General features: G+C 60.0%; 19 protein-coding genes. 10 read left to right on the top strand and 9 right to left on the bottom strand.

Translation table 11 applies throughout. The features are described 5' to 3' along the window. Positions 1-250 precede the first annotated feature (250 nt). Complete coding sequence (locus IM739_RS19550; RefSeq protein ID WP_237371479.1) at positions 251-2,344, top strand: catalase; 2,094 nt, start codon at positions 251-253, stop codon at positions 2,342-2,344. Between the two features lie 160 nt (positions 2,345-2,504). Here the strand turns inward: IM739_RS19550 and IM739_RS19545 are convergent, their stop codons facing one another. From IM739_RS19545 to IM739_RS19515, 7 genes are all read right to left on the bottom strand, one after another. Further along, complete coding sequence (locus IM739_RS19545; protein WP_237371478.1) at positions 2,505-2,900, bottom strand: RidA family protein; 396 nt, start codon at positions 2,898-2,900, stop codon at positions 2,505-2,507. A 4-nt stretch (positions 2,901-2,904) separates the two neighbouring features. Continuing rightward, entirely contained in the window at positions 2,905-3,486 is a 582-nt protein-coding gene (locus IM739_RS19540) for an NAD(P)H-dependent oxidoreductase (protein ID WP_237371477.1), read from the bottom strand. Continuing rightward, the gene (locus tag IM739_RS19535; protein WP_237371476.1) at positions 3,486-4,892 is read right to left on the bottom strand and encodes an FAD-binding oxidoreductase; all 1,407 of its coding nucleotides are present in this window, start codon (positions 4,890-4,892) and stop codon (positions 3,486-3,488) included. Before IM739_RS19535 ends, IM739_RS19540 begins: the two co-directional genes overlap by 1 nt. A 1-nt stretch (position 4,893) precedes the next feature. Beyond that, positions 4,894-6,207 carry a cytosine deaminase gene (locus tag IM739_RS19530; protein ID WP_237371475.1) on the bottom strand — a complete coding sequence of 438 codons (1,314 nt, stop codon included), beginning with the start codon at positions 6,205-6,207 and terminating at the stop codon, positions 4,894-4,896. Continuing rightward, a complete protein-coding gene (locus IM739_RS19525) occupies positions 6,207-7,055 on the bottom strand; it encodes an ABC transporter permease (RefSeq protein ID WP_237371474.1) in 849 nt (282 codons plus the stop codon). The genes IM739_RS19530 and IM739_RS19525 overlap by 1 nt, the downstream gene beginning before the upstream one ends. Continuing rightward, positions 7,055-7,879: an ABC transporter ATP-binding protein gene (locus IM739_RS19520; RefSeq protein WP_237371473.1), complete on the bottom strand. Its 825-nt coding sequence runs from the start codon at positions 7,877-7,879 to the stop codon at positions 7,055-7,057. Before IM739_RS19520 ends, IM739_RS19525 begins: the two co-directional genes overlap by 1 nt. Positions 7,880-7,949: 70 nt before the next feature. Beyond that, positions 7,950-8,912 carry an ABC transporter substrate-binding protein gene (locus IM739_RS19515; RefSeq protein ID WP_237371692.1) on the bottom strand — a complete coding sequence of 321 codons (963 nt, stop codon included), beginning with the start codon at positions 8,910-8,912 and terminating at the stop codon, positions 7,950-7,952. Between the two features lie 237 nt (positions 8,913-9,149). On the opposite strand from IM739_RS19515, the gene IM739_RS19510 reads away from it, so the two are divergent. Beyond that, complete coding sequence (locus IM739_RS19510; protein ID WP_237371472.1) at positions 9,150-10,088, top strand: LysR family transcriptional regulator; 939 nt, start codon at positions 9,150-9,152, stop codon at positions 10,086-10,088. A 12-nt stretch (positions 10,089-10,100) separates the two neighbouring features. Here the strand turns inward: IM739_RS19510 and IM739_RS19505 are convergent, their stop codons facing one another. Together IM739_RS19505 and IM739_RS19500 are read right to left on the bottom strand one after the other, a co-directional pair. Beyond that, positions 10,101-10,898 carry a creatininase family protein gene (locus tag IM739_RS19505; RefSeq protein WP_237371471.1) on the bottom strand — a complete coding sequence of 266 codons (798 nt, stop codon included), beginning with the start codon at positions 10,896-10,898 and terminating at the stop codon, positions 10,101-10,103. Positions 10,899-11,068: 170 nt separating this feature from the next. Next, positions 11,069-12,013, bottom strand: coding sequence for an AraC family transcriptional regulator (locus IM739_RS19500; RefSeq protein ID WP_237371470.1), 945 nt, complete (start codon positions 12,011-12,013; stop codon positions 11,069-11,071). 137 nt (positions 12,014-12,150) lie between these two features. Between IM739_RS19500 and IM739_RS19495 the strand changes: the two genes are divergently transcribed. The 8 genes from IM739_RS19495 to IM739_RS19460 all read left to right on the top strand — a co-directional run bounded on the left by IM739_RS19495 (position 12,151) and on the right by IM739_RS19460 (position 21,252). After that, complete coding sequence (locus IM739_RS19495; protein WP_237371469.1) at positions 12,151-13,401, top strand: ABC transporter substrate-binding protein; 1,251 nt, start codon at positions 12,151-12,153, stop codon at positions 13,399-13,401. A gap of 64 nt (positions 13,402-13,465) precedes the next feature. Beyond that, a complete protein-coding gene (locus IM739_RS19490) occupies positions 13,466-14,329 on the top strand; it encodes a carbohydrate ABC transporter permease (protein ID WP_237371468.1) in 864 nt (287 codons plus the stop codon). After that, on the top strand, positions 14,326-15,144 hold the full coding sequence (locus IM739_RS19485) for a carbohydrate ABC transporter permease (protein WP_237371467.1): 819 nt from the start codon (positions 14,326-14,328) through the stop codon (positions 15,142-15,144). Before IM739_RS19490 ends, IM739_RS19485 begins: the two co-directional genes overlap by 4 nt. Before the next feature lie 5 nt (positions 15,145-15,149). After that, entirely contained in the window at positions 15,150-16,196 is a 1,047-nt protein-coding gene (locus IM739_RS19480) for an NAD(P)-dependent alcohol dehydrogenase (RefSeq protein ID WP_237371466.1), read from the top strand. After that, on the top strand, positions 16,196-17,245 hold the full coding sequence (locus IM739_RS19475) for an ABC transporter ATP-binding protein (RefSeq protein ID WP_237371465.1): 1,050 nt from the start codon (positions 16,196-16,198) through the stop codon (positions 17,243-17,245). The genes IM739_RS19480 and IM739_RS19475 overlap by 1 nt, the downstream gene beginning before the upstream one ends. A gap of 380 nt (positions 17,246-17,625) precedes the next feature. Continuing rightward, positions 17,626-18,636: a substrate-binding domain-containing protein gene (locus IM739_RS19470; protein ID WP_237371464.1), complete on the top strand. Its 1,011-nt coding sequence runs from the start codon at positions 17,626-17,628 to the stop codon at positions 18,634-18,636. Between the two features lie 80 nt (positions 18,637-18,716). Further along, positions 18,717-20,237 carry a sugar ABC transporter ATP-binding protein gene (locus IM739_RS19465; RefSeq protein WP_237371463.1) on the top strand — a complete coding sequence of 507 codons (1,521 nt, stop codon included), beginning with the start codon at positions 18,717-18,719 and terminating at the stop codon, positions 20,235-20,237. A 13-nt stretch (positions 20,238-20,250) separates the two neighbouring features. Continuing rightward, positions 20,251-21,252 (top strand): ABC transporter permease, encoded by a 1,002-nt coding sequence (locus tag IM739_RS19460; RefSeq protein WP_237371462.1) that lies wholly within the window; start codon positions 20,251-20,253, stop codon positions 21,250-21,252. The last annotated feature ends 10 nt before the right edge of the window (positions 21,253-21,262 follow it).

Genomic DNA, 21,262 nt, shown 5'->3' with positions numbered 1-21,262 from the left:
CCGGGCGGAACCAATGGAGTTGGCCAGGTGTTCAACCTCGGTCGAGGCACACGGATCAGGTCCGCGGCGCCGAGTGATACGAACAAACGGTTTTCAGGGGGCGTCTCCACGGTCTTTCAGTCTTGTGCTGCACAAATCCCCACAGGGTGGGACGCACGCTTTGAGGCTGCTGGCCAATTCAAACCAATTTCAAACCAATGGACTTCGATCGGGCGCCATGCAGGTCCAGACCAAAAGGGAGGCAAGACAAATGGTTGACAGGAACTTCGATACTGACCGCGGCAACGGCGGAGAAACGCATCAGCATGTACCCGAAAAGGGTTCGCACGATGCAGAGGCACATTTGACCACCAATCAAGGCATTCGTGTTTCGGACAATCAGAACAGTCTTAAATCGGGAAGCCGCGGTCCTACCCTTCTTGAAGATTTCGTACTTCGCGAAAAGATCTTCCACTTCGATCATGAGCGAATCCCCGAACGGATCGTTCATGCTCGCGGCTCGGGCGCGCACGGGTTCTTCGAGGTGTATGAAACGCTGGCAGAGGTGACAAAGGCCGACCTTTTCCAGCGGCCCGGCGAAAAGACGCCTGTCTTCGTTCGCTTTTCGACGGTGGCAGGTGGCGCAGGGTCCGTCGATACGCCGCGCGATGTGCGCGGGTTCGCAGTCAAATTCTATACGAAGGAAGGCAATTGGGACCTGGTCGGCAACAATATACCGGTGTTTTTCATCCAGGATGCGATGAAGTTTCCGGACCTGGTGCATGCCGTGAAGATGGAAGCCGATCGCGCCTATCCTCAGGCCGGCAGTGCGCATGACACATTCTGGGACTGGGCCTCCCTCATGCCGGAAACCACCCATATGCTGACATGGGCGATGTCTGATCGCGCCATTCCGCGCTCTTTGCGGATGATGGAAGGTTTCGGTGTTCACACATTCCGTTTCGTCAATGCGTCGGGCAAATCGAGCTTCGTCAAGTTTCACTGGAAACCGAAACTGGGTCTCCAGTCCGTTGTCTGGGATGAAGCGTTGAAGCTGCAGGCTGCTGACAACGACTACCATCGCCGCGACCTTTATGAGGCGATTGCCTCCGGCAATTTCCCCGAATGGGAACTGGGCCTGCAGATCTTCGACGAGGCTTTTGCCGATAGCCTGCCCTTTGACGTGCTCGATGCGACCAAGCTCATTCCAGAAGAATTGGTGCCGGTCAGGATCGTCGGTCGTCTGGTGCTCGATCGCAACCCGGACAATTTCTTCGCCGAAACCGAGCAGGTGGCCTTCTGTCCCGCCAACATCGTGCCCGGTGTGGATTTCTCCAATGATCCGCTGCTTCAGGGTCGGTTGTTCAGCTATCTCGATACGCAGAAGTCCCGTCTCGGGACGGCGAACTTCCACCAGATTCCGATCAATGCTGCCAAATGTCCCATGATGAATTTCCAGCGTGACGGGCAAATGCAGATGAATGTGCCGAAGGGACGGGCAAATTACGAACCCAACAGCCTTTCGCAACATGGTGAGGATGGCGGACCGCGCGAGTGTCCTATGACCGGGTTTCGCACGATCGAACGCTCGACCGGAGACAATGAAGAGGGAGACAAGTTGCGCATTCGCCCGGAGCTTTTTGCCGACCATTACAGCCAGGCCCGCCTGTTCTGGACGTCGCAAACACCGTCCGAGCAGGCGCATATCGCCTCGTCGTTCGTTTTCGAGCTTTCCAAGGTGGCATTGGAGCAGGTGGCCCCGCGCATGGTGGCCAATCTGTTGAATGTCGATCAGGATCTTGCCAAGCGCGTTGCCGACGGTCTTGGCATCGATCTGCCGAACAAGAACCCAGCAGCCCGGGCGCCGATCGACATGGATCCGTCAGTCGCGCTATCCATTCAAAAGAACATGAAGGACACGGTCGAGGGTCGCAAGATCGGGATCCTGATTGCCGATGGCAGCGATGCAAAAGCTTTGAAAAAGCTTTCCGGGATCATTGAGAAAGCAGGTGCGACCGCTTTCCTCGTGGCGCCCAAGTTCGGAAAAGTTGTGCTGTCGGATGGCAAGGCGATCAAGGCCGACGGCCAGTTGGCGGGGTCTCCGTCTCAGATTTTCGATGCCGTTGCCGTCATCCTGTCTGCGGATGCGTGCAAGCTTATGCTGAAGGAGGCGGCCGCGATCCAGTTTGTCATGGACGCATTCGGTCATCTGAAGGCAATCGGCGCCAATGGCGATGCCAAGCCGCTGCTCGACAAGGCGGGCGTGGAAAAGGATGACGGTGTGGTCGACCTCGGGGAGGATTTTATCGCCGCAGCATCTAAGCGCTATTGGGACCGCGAGCCGTCAGTCCGCACCTTGGCCTAGGATGAAACCGTTGCGGCAGTACTCAGGTTTGCCTCTGCCCAACAGGTCATTGCCGCAAACCCGCACATGCATATCGTGAGGATCCGCCTCTAATGCCGCTTCCGGCCGTGCAACCCGCGGTCGGAAGCAGGGTCTCGGCAATAGGAACTTGATTCCGATTTCACGCCAACCTGGCGGCGGTCACTTCGACCTCGACGAGAAATTCCGGTCGCGTGAAGCCGGAGACGATGATCAGTGTCGAAACGGGCTTCGGCTCCAGCGTGAAACGGTCGCGCACGGCCATATAGGCCGGGAAGTCCTCCCGTTTCGTGACGAAGCCGCTGATGCGGATGACGTCGGCAAAGCTCATGCCGGCCTCCTGGAGGATGGCGCCGATTGCCTCGAAGCAGAGTTCCGCCTGCGCAGTCACGCCGTCGGGAATGCTGTCGTCGAGGTCGATGCCCAGTTGACCGGACGTGACCAGCAGGCTTGCGCCCGGTGGGACCATGAGGCCGTGATTGTAGTTGCCGAAGGGGCGGCGCACAGACGGCGGGTTGAAGACGGCTTTTCCCGGCATTGCGTCAAAATCTTTCCATCTTGGCTTTTACCTTTGCCATGAAACGTGCCCGCGTCTCCTCCGTGCAATTGTTCATGTCGTAGTGGGCAAGGAAAGTGACCGGTGACCAGGGATTGATCTGCGCGCGCAACACCCGCTTGACGATTTTCTTCGGCGGATTGCCGGCGACAAACGCCCGGAATGGTGTCGCGCCATAGGTCATCACCGCGCCGAGCTTGCGGATATGGCGCAACCGGGACTGCACCTTTCCGTCCACAAGTTCGAAGGAAATCCCGGGCAGCCAGACGCGATCGAAATAACCCTTGAGGATCGCCGGAAAGCCGAAATTCCATACCGGCGTGACAATAACCAGTCCTTCGGCAGCCAGCAGCCTGTCGCAATGCTCTTTCACCAGCGCCGTGTTCTCGGGATAGTCGTGATAGATCATCCGGTCGTGGCGCGAGAGGACTGGGTCGAACTCTTCGGCATAGAGATTGCAATCATCGACCTCGTGACCTGCCGTCTGGAGGCTTTCCCGGGTGAGGCGGTGAAGGGCGCCGCCGAAGCTTTCTTCCACGGGGTGGGAATGCAGCAACAGGACGCGCATCAGACCCCCATCGCCGCAAGGCCGGGGAAGAGATAATTCTTGCCGGCGTTGAAATCGAAATCTGGATTGTCCCAGGCGATCATCTTGCCCGGATTGAGCAGACCCTTGGGATCGGTCTGCTGCTTGAAGGCGAGTTGTGTCGTATCCGTCTGCTTCATGCCGCCTTCCTCCAGCGTATAGCGATGCGGATTGAAGATCGGGCAACCATTGTCTTCATGGATGCGGATGATCTCCTCCAGCCGCGCTTCGGTGGTGTAGCGCACGAGCGGCAGGCCGGAACACTGGATGGCCGCATCGAACTTGATGAACTCGAGATGGCCCGGAACTTCGTCGCCGAAGATCTCCACCAGTTTACCGACTTTCGCGACGTGATCGGGGCCGGGGTATTGGACCTGCAGATAGGTGAAGGTCGGATCGACCTTCAGGGCTCGGAGCGTTGTGTGGTTCCATGCCAGCTCGTAGGCATGCGGGATGCCCTTCATGCTCTCGACCTTGTCGGAGCGGAACAGGATCTCGCCCTTCTGCTGGGCGACGAATGCGGCAAACGGGTCCATCGCATGCGGCGCGATCATGATCACCACCACCGACTGGCCGCGATCACGAAGATAGGGCTTGTGACGGGTAAAATAGTCGTAAGGAATAGGGGCTGCGATCGGCGCCACTTCCTTCAACAACAGGCCGTTCATATGGCTGAGCGCATCGGAAAAACGCACGGCATCCATGAAGTCGTCATAGCCGACCAGAACGTCCACCCAGTCATAGGCGGGTGCGAGTGGCATTTCGACTTCGGTAATGATGCCGTTGGTGCCATAGGCATGGCTGACCTTTTGCAGATCCCAGCCGGTCAGGTCCAGCACCTGGGGCTCGGCTTCCATGGTGACGACCCTCAGGCGCAGGATATTGCCGAGATCACGAAGACCGCCCCAGGTGATGGAGCCGACGCCGCCCGATCCGCCGGCGATGAAGCCACCGATGGTTGCGGTCTGGGCTGTCGAGGGATGGAAACGCAGTTCCTGGCCGGAATGGGCCTTTGTCGCCTTGTCGAGCTGGGCGATGACGACACCGGGTTCGCAGACGACCTTTCCGGGCTGGATGGATTTGATTTTGTTCATGCCGGCAAGATTGAGGATGATGCCGCCCGAGAGGGGCATGGCCTGGCCGTAATTGCCGGTGCCGGCGCCGCGCGGGGTCACGGGAGCCCCGTGCGCATAGGCGACCTTCAGGACGCGGATGACCTCCTCTTCGGATGTCGGCGAAACGACGAGATCGCCGGTGACGTTCTCGAGCTGCGCCTTCAGGACCGGGGAATACCAGAAGAAATCGCGGCTCTTCTGGCGAACCAGCGCCGGATTGTCCTCGACGGCGATAGCGTCGAGTTCCTTCTTGATGGCTGCGTAGTCGGGCATGTCATGCTCCAAGGATCGGGTCGAGTTCGCGGTAGTCCGGCAGGCTGCGGTCGATGCCCATGCCATTCCGCATGACGATGCGGTCGGCCTGCGGACGGGAGAGGAATTCGCTCCAGCGGCGGGCGCTGAAGAGGACGAGATCGGCGGGGCCGCCGACGGCAATGCGGCCAAGGTCCGGCCGGCCGAGTATATCGGCCGGCGATGTCGTAACGACGCGTGCAGCATCGGTCAGCGGATGATCCAGGTGCAGGATGCGTACCGCTTCGCGAAAGACTTCGACCGGGTCCATGTCGCCATAGGCGTAGAAGGGGTCGCGCGTATTGTCGGACGAAACGGCAGTCGCCACACCGGCTGCCGCCAGTTCGTGAAAAAGCGTCACCCCGCGCCATCGCGGGGTGCGGCCCGGATGTCGGTCCTGCAGATACATGTTGCACATCGGCAGCGAGACAACGGAGATGCCCGCGCGGGCAACGAGATCGATGGTCGCCTTTGCCAGGTCTTCGTCCTGTCGGGCGAGCGAGCAGCAATGGCCGACGGTGACCGCGCCCTGGTACCCGTTGCGCATCTTGGCTTCGGCGATTGTTTTCAGGGTCAGCACCTGCCGGTCCTCGGTCTCATCGACATGCAGGTCGATATCAAAGCCGTTGTCTGCAGCAGTGCGGAATAGGAGGTCGAGGCGCTCCTCCAGATCGGGCATCAGATAGGTCACGCCGCCAAGAAGGCCCTCATGCTCCCGGATCACCGAGACGAGGTCGTCGAAAAACGGCGCCTCGAAGATCTTGTCGAGCGGAAACAGCGCGACTGCCTGCAACGCGATCCTGTCCTTCCAGACCTCCCGGAGTTCCGAGAAGACCTCGAATGAAATGCGATGCTGGGGGGCGATGGAATCGAGATGGGTCCGGATCAGGTGCGTGCCATGCGCATAGGCTGAGCGCAGCGAAAATTCCATCCGCGTCCTGACGTCGTGTGCCGTCCAGTTGGTCTCGCGATCAATACCGACATTTTCGAGCGCACCCATGAAGGTGCCGTCCGGGTTCGGACGGCGCGGCCAGATGTGGCCCTTGTCGAGATGGGTGTGCATGTCGGCGAAGCACGGCCAGACCATGCCTTGAAGCAGATCGGCCTTGGGCAGTTCCACCGGAGCCGTGCCGGCAGGCAAAACGGCATCGATCCGCCCATTGGAAATCACGATATCGACAGACGCCAAACCTTCGACTGCATCACCTGTCGGTGCCGTCACCGCGACCGTTGGTACCGTGGCATTGCCGAGCACGAAATGCGCATTGTCTGGCAGGGAAACGAATGGGCCGGGCATCAGTTTTCCCTTTTCAGGCTGCTTTCGTGCCAGCGATGCAGGCTCAGCCATGAGATGAAGGAGGTCAGCGCGAAGATCGTCACGCCGAGCAGCGACAGGAGGATCAGCGCGGCAAAGAGCCGTGGGATGTTCATCCGGTACTGGGCTTCAAGAAGGCGGAAGGCAAGGCCTGAACCGGCACCGGCGGAGCCAGCCGCAAATTCCGCAACGACCGCTGCGATCAGTGCCAGGCCTCCGCCGATGCGAAGGCCGGTCATGAAATAGGGCAGGGACGCGGGAAGCTTGAGATAGAGCAGTGTTTGCCACCGCGAGGCACCGTAGAGATCGAACAGGTTGAGCAGGTTGTGATCAACGCTTTTCAGCCCCTGTACCATGTTGGACAGGATGGGGAAGAAGGCGACAAGAAAGGCGCAGATCAGCAGGGCCACCTGGGTCGATGGTGCATAGATCAGGATCAGTGGCGAGATCGCGACGATCGGGGTGACCTGCAGGATGACGGCGATTGGGTAGAAGGCAATCTCCACCCAGCGTGACTGCACCAGGAAAATCGCAAAGGCAACACCGCCGATGAGAGCCAGCAACAGCGACAGCAGCGTGATCTTGGTGGTAACCCAGAGCGCCGGCGCCAGAGTATGCCAATCGGTGACCAGCGCCGTCGCGACGGCAACCGGACTCGGCAGGATATAGGGTGGAACGCCGGAAACCGTGACGCCGACGTGCCAGATCAGCACCATGGTCGCGAGCACAAGGAATGGCACAAGGATGCGGAGAAGCAGGTCGCGGTTCCTGCTTTGCAAGGCGGAAGGGGCAATGGTGGCGCTGTCGGGGGCTTTGTCTTGCGCGTGCATCAGTGCTCTCCCGATCCGATGGCTTCGAGCAGCATGGTCGAGACCTTTTCGCAGGCCTGCCGATAGTCCTCAGAGGTTCGGTAGTGGGCGTCTCGCTCCAGGCTGGTGTGCAATGGAAAATCAGCATGGACGCGGCCCGGCCGTGCCTTCATCACCACGATGCGATTGGAAAGATAGGCCGATTCAAACACCGAATGGGTGACGAAAATGACGGTGATGCCTGTTTGTTTCCACAGGCGCAGTACGTCGTCATTGAGTTTCTGGCGGGTGATTTCGTCAAGCGCGGCGAAAGGCTCGTCCATCAGCAGCAGCTTCGGCTTCGTCACCAGCGCACGGGCGATTGAAACGCGCATCTTCATGCCGCCGGAAAGTTCACGCGGATAGGCCTCGGCGAAATCCTCGAGCCCCACGGTTGCCAGTGCCTCGATGATCTGCGGGCGGGCCGCGGCTTGCGAGATGCCGCGCAGCTTCAGCGGCAGGTGCACATTGCCGAAGACATTCTGCCAGGGCATCAATGTAGGCTCCTGGAAGACGAAGCTGATGTCGCCTTCCGGCAATCCTTTGGAATTGATCCGCGAGCTAGGCCAGTCGATCGTTCCCGACGAGGCATCGCCGAGGCCGGCGATGATGCGCAGTGCCGTCGATTTGCCGCAACCCGACGGCCCCAGCAGGCTGACGAACTCTCCGCTTTCCACGACGAGCGACATGTCCGAGAGTGCCTGCGTACCGCTTGAAAAGCGCTTCGAGACCATGTCCATGACAACCAGTGGCCGTTTGCGTCCGTCGTTGGAACGCTTCAGTGCGCGCGTTTCTTCCAAAATCATTGCTGTCCCGGGCTGCTCGGCAGTTGCTGTGCCCCGCCGCCGGTGCGGCGACGGGACGATCGATGCGCTACTACTTCTTCAGCGCCATGCCGACGCCCTTGCAGGCGAACTGCGTTGAAAAAGCCTTCTTGTAGTCGGTCTCGGCTTTGAAGAGCTTGATGGCAACGCCGTCTTCGAAGAATTTCTTGTAGTGCTCTTCGGTGATGCAACCGATGCCTTTTTCCAGGGCCGCTCCAGATTCCAGAATACCGTATTCCTTCATCTTGGCGATCGAGTAGGCGATCTGGCCATCGGTCATTTCCGGATTGTCTGTCTTGATCATGGCATTGGCCTTGGCATTGTCGCCGTAGAGATAATTGTACCAGCCCTCGATCGAGGCATCGACGAAACGCTGCACCACGTCCGGCTTGGTTTCAACCAGCGATGCCTGCGTGGTGATCATCGTTGAATAGGGCGAGTAGCCGCTGTCGGCCAGCAGGAAGACTTTTGGCGTCCAGCCGGCCTGTTTCTCGATCTCGTAGGGCTCCGAGGTCAGATAGCCCTGCTGGGCAGATTGCTTGTCTGCCAGGAAGGGCGCCGGGCTGAAATTATAGGGCTTGTACTGCTCGTCCTTGAAGCCCGGAAAATTCGCTTTCATCCACTCGAAATAGGTGAGGTAACCGTCTTTGCCCATGAAGATTGTCGGCAGCTTGGCCAGATCCGCGAAAGTCTCGACGCCTTGGTCCGGATGCGCGATCAGGACCTGAGGATCCTTCTGGAAGATGGCCGCGACATCGACGATCGGGATGCCCTGCTCTACCGCGGAAATTTCGCTCTGCGGGCTGCCCATGTAGAAGTCGATCTTGCCGGAAATCAGCAGCGCGCTGTTGGCAGCGTTCGGTCCACCCTGCACGATGGTCACATCGAGGCCGTATTTTTCATAGGTACCATCGGCCACCGCCTGGTAAAACCCGCCATGCTCGGCCTGCGCCAGCCAGTTGGTCCCATAGCTCACCTTGTCGGCTGCGGCGGCATGGGTGAAGGAAGCTGCCATGGCTCCGAGGCTGACGATGACGGGAAGTGCGTTTGATTTCAGTAGAGTGCGCATTCTGCGTCGTTCCCCTTTGATGCAACAGACCGTCGTCATTGACCGCCTGTTTTCTGCATTTGAGCGGTTGCGTTGCTCTTTGAAAAGCATCAAAATTCGTCCGCATTGATGCTTTTTAGGCATCCATGTATGGACGGCGCCGAAAGCGCTCAATCGCTCCGTGAACGCTGAAAGACCAGACGAATGCTGCATTCCCGAAAGTTGCAATACATCAATGAAATTGCTCGCTGCGGTTCCATTCGCAAGGCCGCTGCCCGGCTGAATGTCGCGTCCTCGGCGATCAATCGGCAGATTCTGGCGCTGGAGGCGGAAATCGGCGTGCCGATCTTCGAGCGGTTGCCGCGCGGCCTGCGGCTGACGGCCGCCGGTGAACTGTGCATCGAGCATATCCGAGACGTGCTGAAAAACTACGAGCGGCTGGAATCGCGCATTCGCGGATTGAAGATGCCGCAGGCCGGCAAGGTTTCGATCGTGACCACGGTGGGCCTTGCTGCCGGTCCGCTGCCGGACATCATCGCCCGGTTTGTCGCGCAGCATCCAAGGGTGCGGGTCCAGTTGCGCAACGATGGCGGCTCGACGACGCTCAACCCCGTATTGACCGGCGAAGCCGATATCGGTCTTGGCTTCAATATCCAGGCGACGCCGGGCATCCGCACGCTGGCCAATTTCGATGTGCCGATCGGTGTCGTTCTACCGCCCGGACACAGGCTCGCGGGCACCGGCCCGATCAGCCTTGCCGATGTCGTGCAGGAACGGCTGGTTCTGGCGCAGACCGGCACAAGCCTGCGCGACGTCATCAATCTGGCGCTGGCGCCGCTGCCGGTCTCGGTTGAGCCTGTGGTGGAAACCAATGCCTCGGAGATGCTGAAGCAGCTGGTGAAAGCCGGCACCGGCCTGACTTTGCTCAATCCGCTGGACGTGATCGTCGAATGCCGGCGTGGCGAACTGCTGTTCAGGCCCATCGCGGAGAGCCATTCACGCCAGCCGATGAAACTGTTTGCGCGGGCGCGGGCGCCGCTGGACGCCGCAACCAGTCTGTTTGTCGAGTATCTGATGACAGAACTGCTGGCGCTGATGCAGGAATTGCAGGCGAACGGCTCCATCCTGGCATCGGAGAAATGACGCCAGGCACTGCTATTTTGAATAGAGGCTGGACAAGGGATAGTTCGTCAGGTCGTCGAGCAACTCTATAAAGCCCTTGGCCTGATGCCGGGCGATCAGGGCACCTTTTTCCGCCGTGCCGAGCGAGGCGTTACCCACGACGCCGTTCGGGTTGAGATCATGGGCGATCCAGGCAAGGGAATGGGGCGGCAACGGTTGCAGATAACGCGTGTTGTCCTTCATCCATTCTGCTCTCGAGACAAAATTTTCGGCTCTATCAATGCGCACGAGATCAGGTCGGAAATACAGCATCATCGAGGTTTCCATGTCGCCGCCATGGATGCCGAATTTCTGTTCGTGCTCGCTGATCAGGCCTTGAGGGCTGCCGAAACGCGACCACTGCGTGGCGACGACCGCCATGGCAAAACGCACGCGCAGCTCGCGCGCGACGATGTTCATCACATCAAGATTGCCGCCATGCGAGTTGACGATCACCATCTTGCGCACCCCGGCTTCCGCAACCTTTCCACCGATGGCGGTCCATGCGGGAATGAGGATCTCGGCTCCGAGCGAAAGGGTGCCGGGACCGTGGATATGTTCGTTGGCCTTGCCGATCTCCTGCGTCGGGAGAACAAGGATATCCAGTGTCTGGGGCAGCTGGGCGCGCACCTCGGTCAGCATGCCATTGGCGATGGTGACATCGGTGGAAATCGGCAGATGCGGACCGTGCTGCTCGGTGGAGGCGATCGGCAGGATGGCGATGGTCCGATCGACCGAAAGATGGGCGAAATCGCCCGTATTCAGTTCGTTCCAGAAGAATGGTTTGCCCATGTCTGTGTCCGCCTCTGCCTCATGATCCATCCGAGGAATACGGAAGAGGGTGGCCAACGAAAAGCATCAATTTGCGCCCGGCATGATGCTTTTTTGCGTGCGTAGGCTCGCGTGCCGGAAACGGATCGGGGGGGCGGATCAGCGTTTCCGCGCACCTCTAGAAAAGCACATTAGGGCCGGATGCTATGGGAGGACTGGGGTGCGATCACCGATTTTGCCCGGATGCGTGCCGCCTTGCGATAGGCTCGCGGCGTCAGACCCGTTTCCATCCGAAAATACCGATTGAAGTTCGAGAGATTGTTGAAGCCTGCCTCGAAGCAGATGTCGGTGATCGGCATCTCGCTTTCCGACAGGAGGGTGCGGGCCCGCCACACGCGCAGCGACCGGCTGTAGTCGGAAAAATTCATGCCGGTCAGCCGGCGGAATGCCCGTGAGAATGCGGATGGCTCGAGATCGACCTCTGCGGCCACTTCATGCATCTGCGCGCCTGGATTGGATTGCATGATCTGAATCGCCTGGTCGATCCTGCGATGCCGCCTGTCCGACAGTTGATTGTACACCGAAATGAAGTGTTCGCTGGCCAGAAGACGCTTCTGCGGGGCGTCCTCGATGGCATTGAGGATTTCGATGAAAAGACCCAGGCCGGCGCGGTCTTTCCTTTCATGCAGCGCAAGAATCTTCGAGCCGATTTCATGTGCTTCTGGCCCCAAAATCTCGATGCCGCGTTCGGCAAAAGACCTCAGGCGATGCAGGACCTCGAACTCGGGACAGACCGCACGCACCCCCATCAGCGCATCGGCGTCGAATTGCAGCACCATGTCGCGCCCGGGCAGGTCGGGTGCGCCGGGCGTGATCCAGTTGTGCGGCAGATTGGTGCCCGCCAGCACCAGATGGCCGGGTTTGAACGGGCCGATATAGTCCCCGACATAGGCAAAGCCGTGCGCATCCGGAATGAAGTGGATCTCCCATTCGGGATGGTAGTTCCAGATACAGATCGGGTTCGGGTAATGGTCCCGGCGGATCAGGTAGGAACTGCTACCCGGCAGCACGATCTGCTCTCGTGTTGCCGTGAATGTTTCCGAGACCGAGAGCGGGAAATCTGATGCAATTCGCATTGATGGACTCGTGTTGCAGTGCAAAAATGTCAATATAGTATCAATTATGCGGCGAAGGTAAACTAGTTCGGGCTCATCTGTTGCGCAAAATAGCCCCCGTAGATGGCAAGGGAGTTTGCCATCCGAGGGAGGAAATCATGACATTCAACAGCCTCCGCGCCGGCTGCGCGGTGATCGCCATTCTTGCGGCTTCGAACGCATTTGCTGCTGCCCAGTGCAGCGAAGACCTGCGCGTCCTGGCGCAGCCGCGTGACGGACTGACGCTTCTTGAAGACTATGTCGACGAGTTCGAAGAACTCTCCGGCGCCGGTTTCGAGATCAGCTATCTCAACGAAAACGACCGTCGTGCCAAGTCGCAGGCCGACGCCTCGACCGTCGGCAGCTTCGACGTCTACTATGTCGACGAGGCCAATCTTGCGCTGTTTGCCTCGTCCGGCTGGATCGTTCCGCTCGAAGGTTTCTACCCGGCCGAATACGACTACAAGGATTTCGACGCAGGCATGCGTGCTGCGGCCACCTATGACGGCAAGCAGTGGTTCGCACCGGTGCAGGGTGGCGGCGACCTGATGGTCTATCGCACCGATCTCCTGGAAAAGGCAGGCATCGCGCCGCCCAAGACCTGGGACGAGTATTTCGCTGCCGTTCAGAAGCTGCATGATCCGGACAACGGCGTCTATGGCACGGCGCTGCGCGGCCAGCGCGGCTCGGGTGCAAATGTCTGGCGCTGGATGCCGTTCTTCAAGGCCAATGGCGGTGAATGGTTCAAGGACGGCAAGCCGGCCTTCAACTCGGAAGCGGCCGTGAAGGCGACGGAGACCTATCTCGAGCTTTTCAAGTATTCGGCACCGGGCACGCAGACCGGATCCTGGGATGAATCCACCGGCGCCTTCCGATCGGGCAAGGTCGCGATCATCATCGAATCCGCACCGCTCGGCGGCATGTCCGTCGACACGGCGCAGAGCCAGGTGGCCGACAAGGTGGCCTTCTCCGTGCCGCCGTCGCCGTTGCCGGGTGGCGGTTACGCCCACGGTTTCGCCATTGCGTCGAAGGCCAATGCGACAGATGAGGAAAAGGCCTGTGCCGGCCTGTTCGTCGCCTGGGCAACCTCCAAGGAGCAGGAAGCGCGTCGCCTCGCCGCCGGCCAGCCGGGCGAACTAACCCGCACCAGCACCTATCAGAGCCCGGAATATGCCAAGACCTTCGGCCAGAACCTGGCCGACGCCATGGCCGCGACCGGCGAGAAAACGACCGTCACCTTCTGGCAGGATCCGCGCTGGCAGGAACTGGGCAACCAGTGGGGCATCATGCTGGAAGAGTTGATCACCGGCAGCCGCACCGACATCAAGGCGACGCTTGCCGAACTGGAAACCTTCGCCGCCAAACTCTGACGCCTCCCAAGCCGTCAACTGGGCGCGTCGTCGACGCGCCCCTTTTTCCATCCGAGGACCTGCCATGCGTCGCGGCCGTTCGCTGCCTTACGTCTTTCTTGGGCCCACCATGGGCATCCTGGTCGTGCTGGCCCTCGTGCCGACGGTCTACGCGATCAATATTTCCCTGCAGAACCGCACGCTTGCGCAGCCGGATGCCGATTATGTCTGGTTCGCCAATTATATGGCCCTGTTCTCGGATGCCCGCTTCCTCAACGCGCTCTGGGTGTCGTTCAAATGGGAGATTCTCAGCGTCAGCGCGACCATGGTCACGGGGCTTGCGCTGGGCATCGCGATGTTCGAGGCCGCCAGCCCGCGCATGCGAAACATTCTCTGCGTGCTGTTCATCATCCCGGTCCTGCTGCCACGTGTCTGTGCCGCCTTCGTATGGAAGTTCGCCTTTCACCCGCTCTATGGCGCCCTGACCTGGCCCGTCCGCGAACTGACCGGCATCACGCCCGACATCCTGTCGACGCCGCTGGGGGCGCTGCTCGCGGTTGCCTTTGTCGATGTCTGGCAATGGGGCCTGTTCTTCTCTGTGATCATCCTCAAGCTTTTGGAATCGCTGCCGCCGCAGCCGCTAGAGGCGGCGCGGATCGACCGCGCGACCCGGTTCGAGATTCACCGTTTCGTCACGCTGCCGATGCTGAAGGCGCCGCTGATCAGCCTGCTGCTGGTCAAGGCGATCGAAAGCCTGCGCTCCTTCGACCTTGTCTACGTGATGACCCGCGGCGGTCCCGGCATTTCGACGGAAACGCTCGACATGTATGCCTATTCGCAGGGCTTCATCGAATCCGGCAAGATTTCCTACGCCTCGTCCATGGCGGTCATCATGATGGTGCTGACCATCGTCACCTTCACCTTCACCTGGAAGAGGCTGAACCGATGAAGCTCTCGACCCTGCTGCTCAAGCTGCTACTGATCCTTGCGGCTGCGCTTGTCGTGCTGCCGCTGCTGTGGACGCTGCTCAACGCCTTCAAGACCAATGCCGACCTCCTGGTGTCTACGCCCAAGCTCGTCTTCCAGCCGGTCTGGGACAACATGAGCTATGTGCTGAACCGCCGCTCGGTGGCGCGTGCGCTGACGAATTCGCTGATCATCTGCTCAAGCGCCGTGGTGCTCGGCGCGCTGATCGGCGTGCCGGCCGCCTATGTCATCGCGCGCTTCAAGAACCGCCTGACCGCCGAGGCGCAGTTCTTCGTCCTCTCGCTGCGTTTCCTGCCGCCGGTTGCGATCGCCATTCCGATGCTGGTCATCTGGCTCGGGCTCAACCTCTACGATACGCGGCTCTCGCTGATCGTCACCTATCTGATCGTCACCGCCTCGATCACCATCTGGCTTTCGGTGCCGGCCTTCGAGCGCGTCAGCCTGCATGTCGAGGAAGCCGCACGCGTCGATGGCCTTGGTCCCTACGCGACCTTCTTCCGCATTGCGCTGCCGATTGCCCGTTTCCAGGTCTTCGGCGCCATCGCCTTTTCCTTCGTGCTGGTCTGGAACGAGTTCCTGCTCGCCATGATGCTCACGACATCCAAGGCAAAGACGCTTCCGATCATCGCGTCGGAAATGTCCCAGCTCGGCATGAACGTGCCCTGGGGCATCCTCAACGCCGCCGTCGTCCTCCTGTCCCTGCCGCCGCTGATCCTGCTCGGAGTGATGGCGGGTGGGCTCAATGCCGCATTTTCCAAGAAAACTGATCAAGGTTGACCTTCATGAAAGCACTTGTCCTCGAGCGCGTCGGCGAACTCTCCCTGCGCGACATCGATCTCCCCCAGGCCATGGGTCCCGACGACGTTCGTATCAAACTGCACACGGTCGGCGTCTGTGGCAGCGACGTGCACTACTACACGCATGGGCATATCGGCGATTTTGTCGTCAACGAGCCCATGGTTCTTGGCCATGAGGCGGCCGGCACGGTCACCGAAGTCGGTGCCAATGTCACGCATCTGAAGCCCGGCGACCGGGTCTGCATGGAACCCGGCATTCCCGACCCGAAGTCGCGTGCCTCGCGCCTTGGCCTCTACAATGTTGATCCCGCCGTCACCTTCTGGGCAACGCCGCCGGTGCATGGCGTGCTCTGCCCGGAGACCGTGCATCCAGCCGGTTTTACCTACAAGCTGCCGGACAATGTCTCTTTCGCCGAAGGCGCGATGGTCGAGCCGTTCGCGGTTGGCATGCAGGCGGCAACACGCGCCCGCATCAACCCCGGCGATACAGCGGTTGTCACCGGCTGCGGCACAATCGGCATCATGGTGGCGCTGGCAGCCCTTGCCGGCGGATGCTCGCGGGTGCTGATCTCGGATCTTTCGGAAACGAAACTCAAGCTGGCCGAGATCTATGACGGGATTACCGGCATCAATCTGCGCGAATGCAACCTCGTCGAGGCGGTCAATGAGGCCACGGAAGGCTGGGGTGCCGACATCGTCTTCGAATGCTCGGGTGCAGCGGCGGCCGTTGCCGATCTGTTCAAGGTCGTGCGCCCCGGTGGGACGGTGGTTGTGGTCGGCCTGCCGCCGGGACCGGTGCCGGTCGATCTCGCCGCCGCCTGCTTCCGCGAGTGCCGTATCGAGACGGTGTTCCGCTACGCCAATGTCTTTGATCGGGCGCTGGCCTTGATCGCGGCCGGCAAGGTGGACCTAAAGCCACTGGTGTCCAGGACCTATGCGTTCGACCAGTCGATCGCCGCTTTCGAGCGCGCGGCCGAAGGGCGACCGGAGGACGTCAAGCTGCAGATCATTCTGGATGGGGAGGAGAACTGATGGCGACTGTCGAATGCCGGGGCATAGCCAAGACCTATGGCGCGCTCGAGGTAATGCGTGATTTCGACCTCAAGGTCGACGACCATGAATTCGTCGTCTTTCTCGGCCCGTCCGGTTGCGGCAAGTCGACCATGCTGCGCATGATCGCGGGTCTTGAGGAGATTTCTGGCGGTGACCTGCTCATCGGTGGCCAGAGGATGAATGACCGCGATCCCGGCGATCGCGGCATCGCCATGGTTTTCCAGAACTATGCGCTTTATCCGCATATGAGCGTGCGCGAGAACATCACCTTCGGGCTTGAGCGCGCAGGCATCGGCAAGGTCGCGATAGACGAGCGGCTTTCACCCGTCGTCGATGCGCTCGGCCTTGGCGTCTATCTGTCGCGCAAGCCGACGGAACTATCAGGCGGCCAGCAGCAACGGGTGGCGATCGCACGCGCGATGATCAAGACACCGGAGGTCTTCCTCTTCGACGAGCCGCTTTCCAATCTCGATGCCAAGCTGCGCGGCAGCCTGCGCGTCGAGATCGCGCGGCTGCATCGCGATCTGAAGACGACGAGCATCTATGTCACGCATGACCAGCTCGAGGCGATGACGCTCGCCGACCGGATCGTCCTGATGAAGGACGGCCGCATCGAGCAGATGGGCACGCCCGAGGAAATCTACCAGGCGCCGGCAACGGTCTTTGCCGCCGGTTTCATCGGCACGCCCAACATGAATTTTCTGCCGCTGCAAGCGATCGATGGTGTGCTGAGCGACGATCTCGTTCGCTTCCAGGCGCCTTCCGGCATCCGTGCGGGCGCGGTCACGGTCGGCATCCGGCCCGGCGCATTCCGCCTTGGTGGCGAGGTCAGTGGATTTCGCGGCGCGGTCGAGCGCAACGAGTTTCACGGAGAGACCCGGCTGGTCAGCGTGCGCAACGATCGCCATGAAATCAACGTGGCCGTCCCGGCGTCCTGCGTGTTGAGGCCTGGCGAACTCGTCGGCGTCGACGTCGAAGCATCGGACCTACACGTATTTGATCCGGCAACGGGCAAACGTTTGAATTGACGTCGCAGAGCGCATGGGGAGTGGCCACCCCCAGATCTGCATTTATCCCTTTTCCCTCAGATGGTAGTGCTGCCGCAGCGTTTTTGACCACGCTGCGGCCTCTCCCGTCCACGGCTCTCGCCTTGACACGATCGGCTCGATTGCGTGCAGCATCGACGATGGCCGCCTGGTCCATATAGCAAGATTCCACCGCGAGTATTCCTCAATCATAGCGCCTCCGTTTCGGTCCCTTTCATGTAGGAATGATATTTATTTCACGAACAATAATTTCTTGCAAATATCTTGACGTTTGCTCGCGAGCCGCCTAGGAGTGGTGTTGCAATAAATTCTGTGAGGAGAAATTTATTGCGTCTCGGTTAGACCATTCCTGGGAGGGGAAGATGTTGAAATACCTGAAGAGGGCCTTGGGCCTTGGTGTGGCCGCTTGCGTCATCGGCGTTGCCGTTTCGCCCGCCAAAGCAGAAGGAAAATTCGCCTGTGAGCCCGGCGAGACCTACGTGATGAATGTCATGGTGTCGGCGCATCCCTATTGGGTGCCGGTGTTCGAGGGTTTCAAGCAGGCCGCGGCGTCGCTTGGCTGCGAAGCGGTTTTTTCCGGCACCCCCGATTACGACATAACCAAGCAGATTGCGTCCTTCGAGCAGGACCTGGTCAAGAAGCCCAAGGGTGTGCTGCTGCACCCAATGCAGGCTGATCCGTTCATCGAGCCAATCAACAAGGCCATCGAATCGGGCGTATCGATCACCACTTTTGCCGCGGATTCGCCCAAGTCGAAGCGGACCGCCTACATTACCTCTGACAACGTTGCCGAGGCGAAGTTCGCATCCGAGGAAATCGTCAAGCAGCTCGGCGCAAAAGGCGAGTTCGCCGTGCTGGAGAACCCCGGCCAAAGCAATCACGACCTGCGTGTCACGGCACTGGTCGATTACATGGCCCGCACCTATCCTGAAATGAAACTCGTGGCCCGCCAGGCGACGAACCAGGACGCAAATGCCGCATATCAGGCCGTCTCGGCCATGTTGCAGGCCAATCCGAATCTCGGCGCTCTCTGGATCCCTGAAGCCGGCTCGGCAGAAGGGGCCGTGACTGCCGTTCTCGAAGCCAAGAAGAACGTGTTGATCATCCACGCGGACATCACGCCGACCACGCTCGACCATATCAAGGCGGGCAATATCCATATGGCCATCAATCCGAACCAGGGCGTTCAGGGCTTCATGGGCTTTGTGAACACATTCCTCGGCGCGCATCCCGATCTTCTGGATCCATTCAACGACTATAAGCTGTCGGGCTTCAACCCGCTTCAGGTTCCGTCGATGGACAATGGCTTCGCCGTCATCACCAAGGCCAATGCGGCGGCGTTCGACCTCAATGAGTACATGAAGAATCGCTGATTTCGAAGCGATCGTCCCGGCAGGCACTGTTGCAGCCGGGACGACGAACATCGATGGCACCGTGAGGAATGGAGGGCGTGATGGGTGAAGTAATTCTTGATATCGTAGACGTGCACAAGTCCTTCGGTCCGGTCCACGCGCTCCGCGGTGCGCACCTGCAATTGAGAAAAGGCGAGATCCACGCGCTCGTCGGCGAAAACGGCGCTGGAAAATCGACCTTGATGCATATTATCGACGGCATCCTTCAGCCCGATTCCGGCGAGGTCAGCCTCGATGGCCGGAAGGTACGCATCTCGTCCCCGAATGAAGCCCATCGGTTGGGCATCGGCTTTGTCCATCAGGAGATCGCGCTGTGCCCGGAAATTTCCGTGGCCGAGAACATGTATATGTCGGAAACCAATTCCACCCCCGCCTGGTTCATGCGTTATGCCGACATCAACCGCCGGGCGGCAGCGGTGTTGAGTGAACTGGGCGACATCGACCCCATGGTGAAGGCCGGCAGCCTGTCGATATCCCAGCAGCAGATCGTCGAGATCGCCAAGGCGCTGACGCTCGATTGCCGCATTCTGATCCTGGATGAGCCCACGGCCGCACTGACGGAAACCGAGGCAAAGATCCTGTTTCGTATCATGCACCGGCTCGCCGACAAGGGTATCGCCATTATCTATATTTCGCATCGCATGGCCGAGATCTTCGAACATTGCGATCGCATCACCATCATGCGCGACGGTTGTCATGTGCGCACCGCCGATATTTCCGGGATCACCCAGGACGAGGTGATCAACAGCATGGTCGGGCGGGTATTGAGCAATCTTTATCCTGCCAAGCAGGGTGACGAGAAACGTTCCAGCCGGTCGATTCTCTCGGTGCGCGGCCTGAGCGAAAGCAGCCGGATCTTCGATGTCGGCTTTGATCTTTACGAAGGCGAAATCCTCGGCCTCGCCGGATTGATAGGTGCAGGCCGTAGCGAGATCGTCCGCGGCATTTGCCGGCTCGAGGGCCGGGCGACCGGCGAGATTGCGCTCAATGGTCGCCGCCTCCACCTGCGTGACTATCGCGACAGTATCCGTGAGGGCATCGTCTACCTGTCGGAGGATCGCAAGACTGACGGGCTGTTTCTGGACATGTCGATTGCCGCAAATGTCTCTGCGCTCGACGTCGACCTGATTGCGAACGGCATGGGGCTGATTGAAAAGCGGCGCGAGCAGGCGCGGGCGCGTGAACTCGGCCAAAGACTACAGCTGCGGGCCAACAGCGTCGATGATCCGGTCTCGTCGCTTAGCGGTGGCAACCAGCAGAAGGTGGCTCTGGCGAAGATGTTGTCGGTAAACCCCAAGGTGATTTTCCTGGATGAGCCGACTCGTGGCGTCGATGTCGGTGCCAAGGCGGAGATCCACCGGCAGCTGCGCGCACTGGTGCAGGAAGGTGTCGGCATCGTCGTCATCTCGTCGGAACTGCCGGAATTGATCGGCATCAGTGACCGCGTGCTGGTGGTGCGCGAGGGGCGCATCGCCGGTGAGCTGCGCGGTGACGACATGACGGAGGAAAAGATCATGCATCTGGCGTCGATTGATATCGGTCCGGCGGTGGCACATGGCTGAGGGAGTGAGGAGCATGCTTGCAACACAGGAACACCAGTCCGGCAATGTCCGCGCGATCCGGCGGATCGGCTGGTTCGACAACATGATCAGGGCACGTGAAACGGGCCTGATCCTCATCATCGTGACGCTGTTTTGCGTGATGTCGCTGATATCGCCCTACTTCCTCACCGTGGAGAACATCCGGGCGATGGCCATGGCGTTTGCGGTGGAAGGCATCGTGGTCGTGGGCATGACCATTCTCCTGATCTCCGGCGGCATCGATCTCTCGGTGGGCTCGGTCACGGCGCTTGCCATGGTCGCCGGCGGCTGGCTGTTTCTCAACGGGATCGATCCCTGGGCCGCTGCGGCAATGGCCATTGCCTTGACGACGGCCATCGGCATGGCCATGGGTTTTCTGACCACCGTCGTCGGGCTGCATCACTTTATCGTTTCGCTCGCCGTCATGGTCATTGCCCGCGGCGTCTGCCTGCTGGCGACGGGCGGCCGGCCGCTCGGCCTCTATTCCTTGCCGCCGGAATTCAAATTTATTGGTCAGGGCACGATCCAGAACATTCCGCTTGTCATCATCATCTTCGTGGTCGTTGTCCTGGCGTTCGACCTGCTGCTCCGCCGCACGACCGCCTTTCGCAAGGTGTTCTACACCGGCAGCAATCCGAAAGCGGCAGCCTATTCCGGCATTCGAATTGGCCGCGTGATCTTTGCAACGACGACGCTCTGCTCGACGCTCTGCGGCGTGGCCGGGGTGATCTATATGGCACGTTTTGGCTCAGCCCAACCGAGTTTCGGGATCGGTATGGAACTCAACGTGATTGCGGCGGCTGTCATCGGTGGCGCCAGCCTATCGGGCGGGTCCGGAACCATTCTCGGCGCCATTCTCGGTGCAGTCCTCTTGTCCATGGTGTCGAGTTCGCTCGCCTTGCTCAACGTGTCAGTCTATTGGCAGGACATCATTCGCGGCAGCATATTGCTGGGGGCGGTATTGTTCGACCACTACCTCGTCAAGCGGCGCCGCTGAGAACTGTTCA

This window comes from Rhizobium sp. SL42 (assembly GCF_021729845.1).
Classification (GTDB): domain Bacteria; phylum Pseudomonadota; class Alphaproteobacteria; order Rhizobiales; family Rhizobiaceae; genus Allorhizobium.
This window is presented reverse-complemented; position numbering and strand designations above follow the sequence as displayed.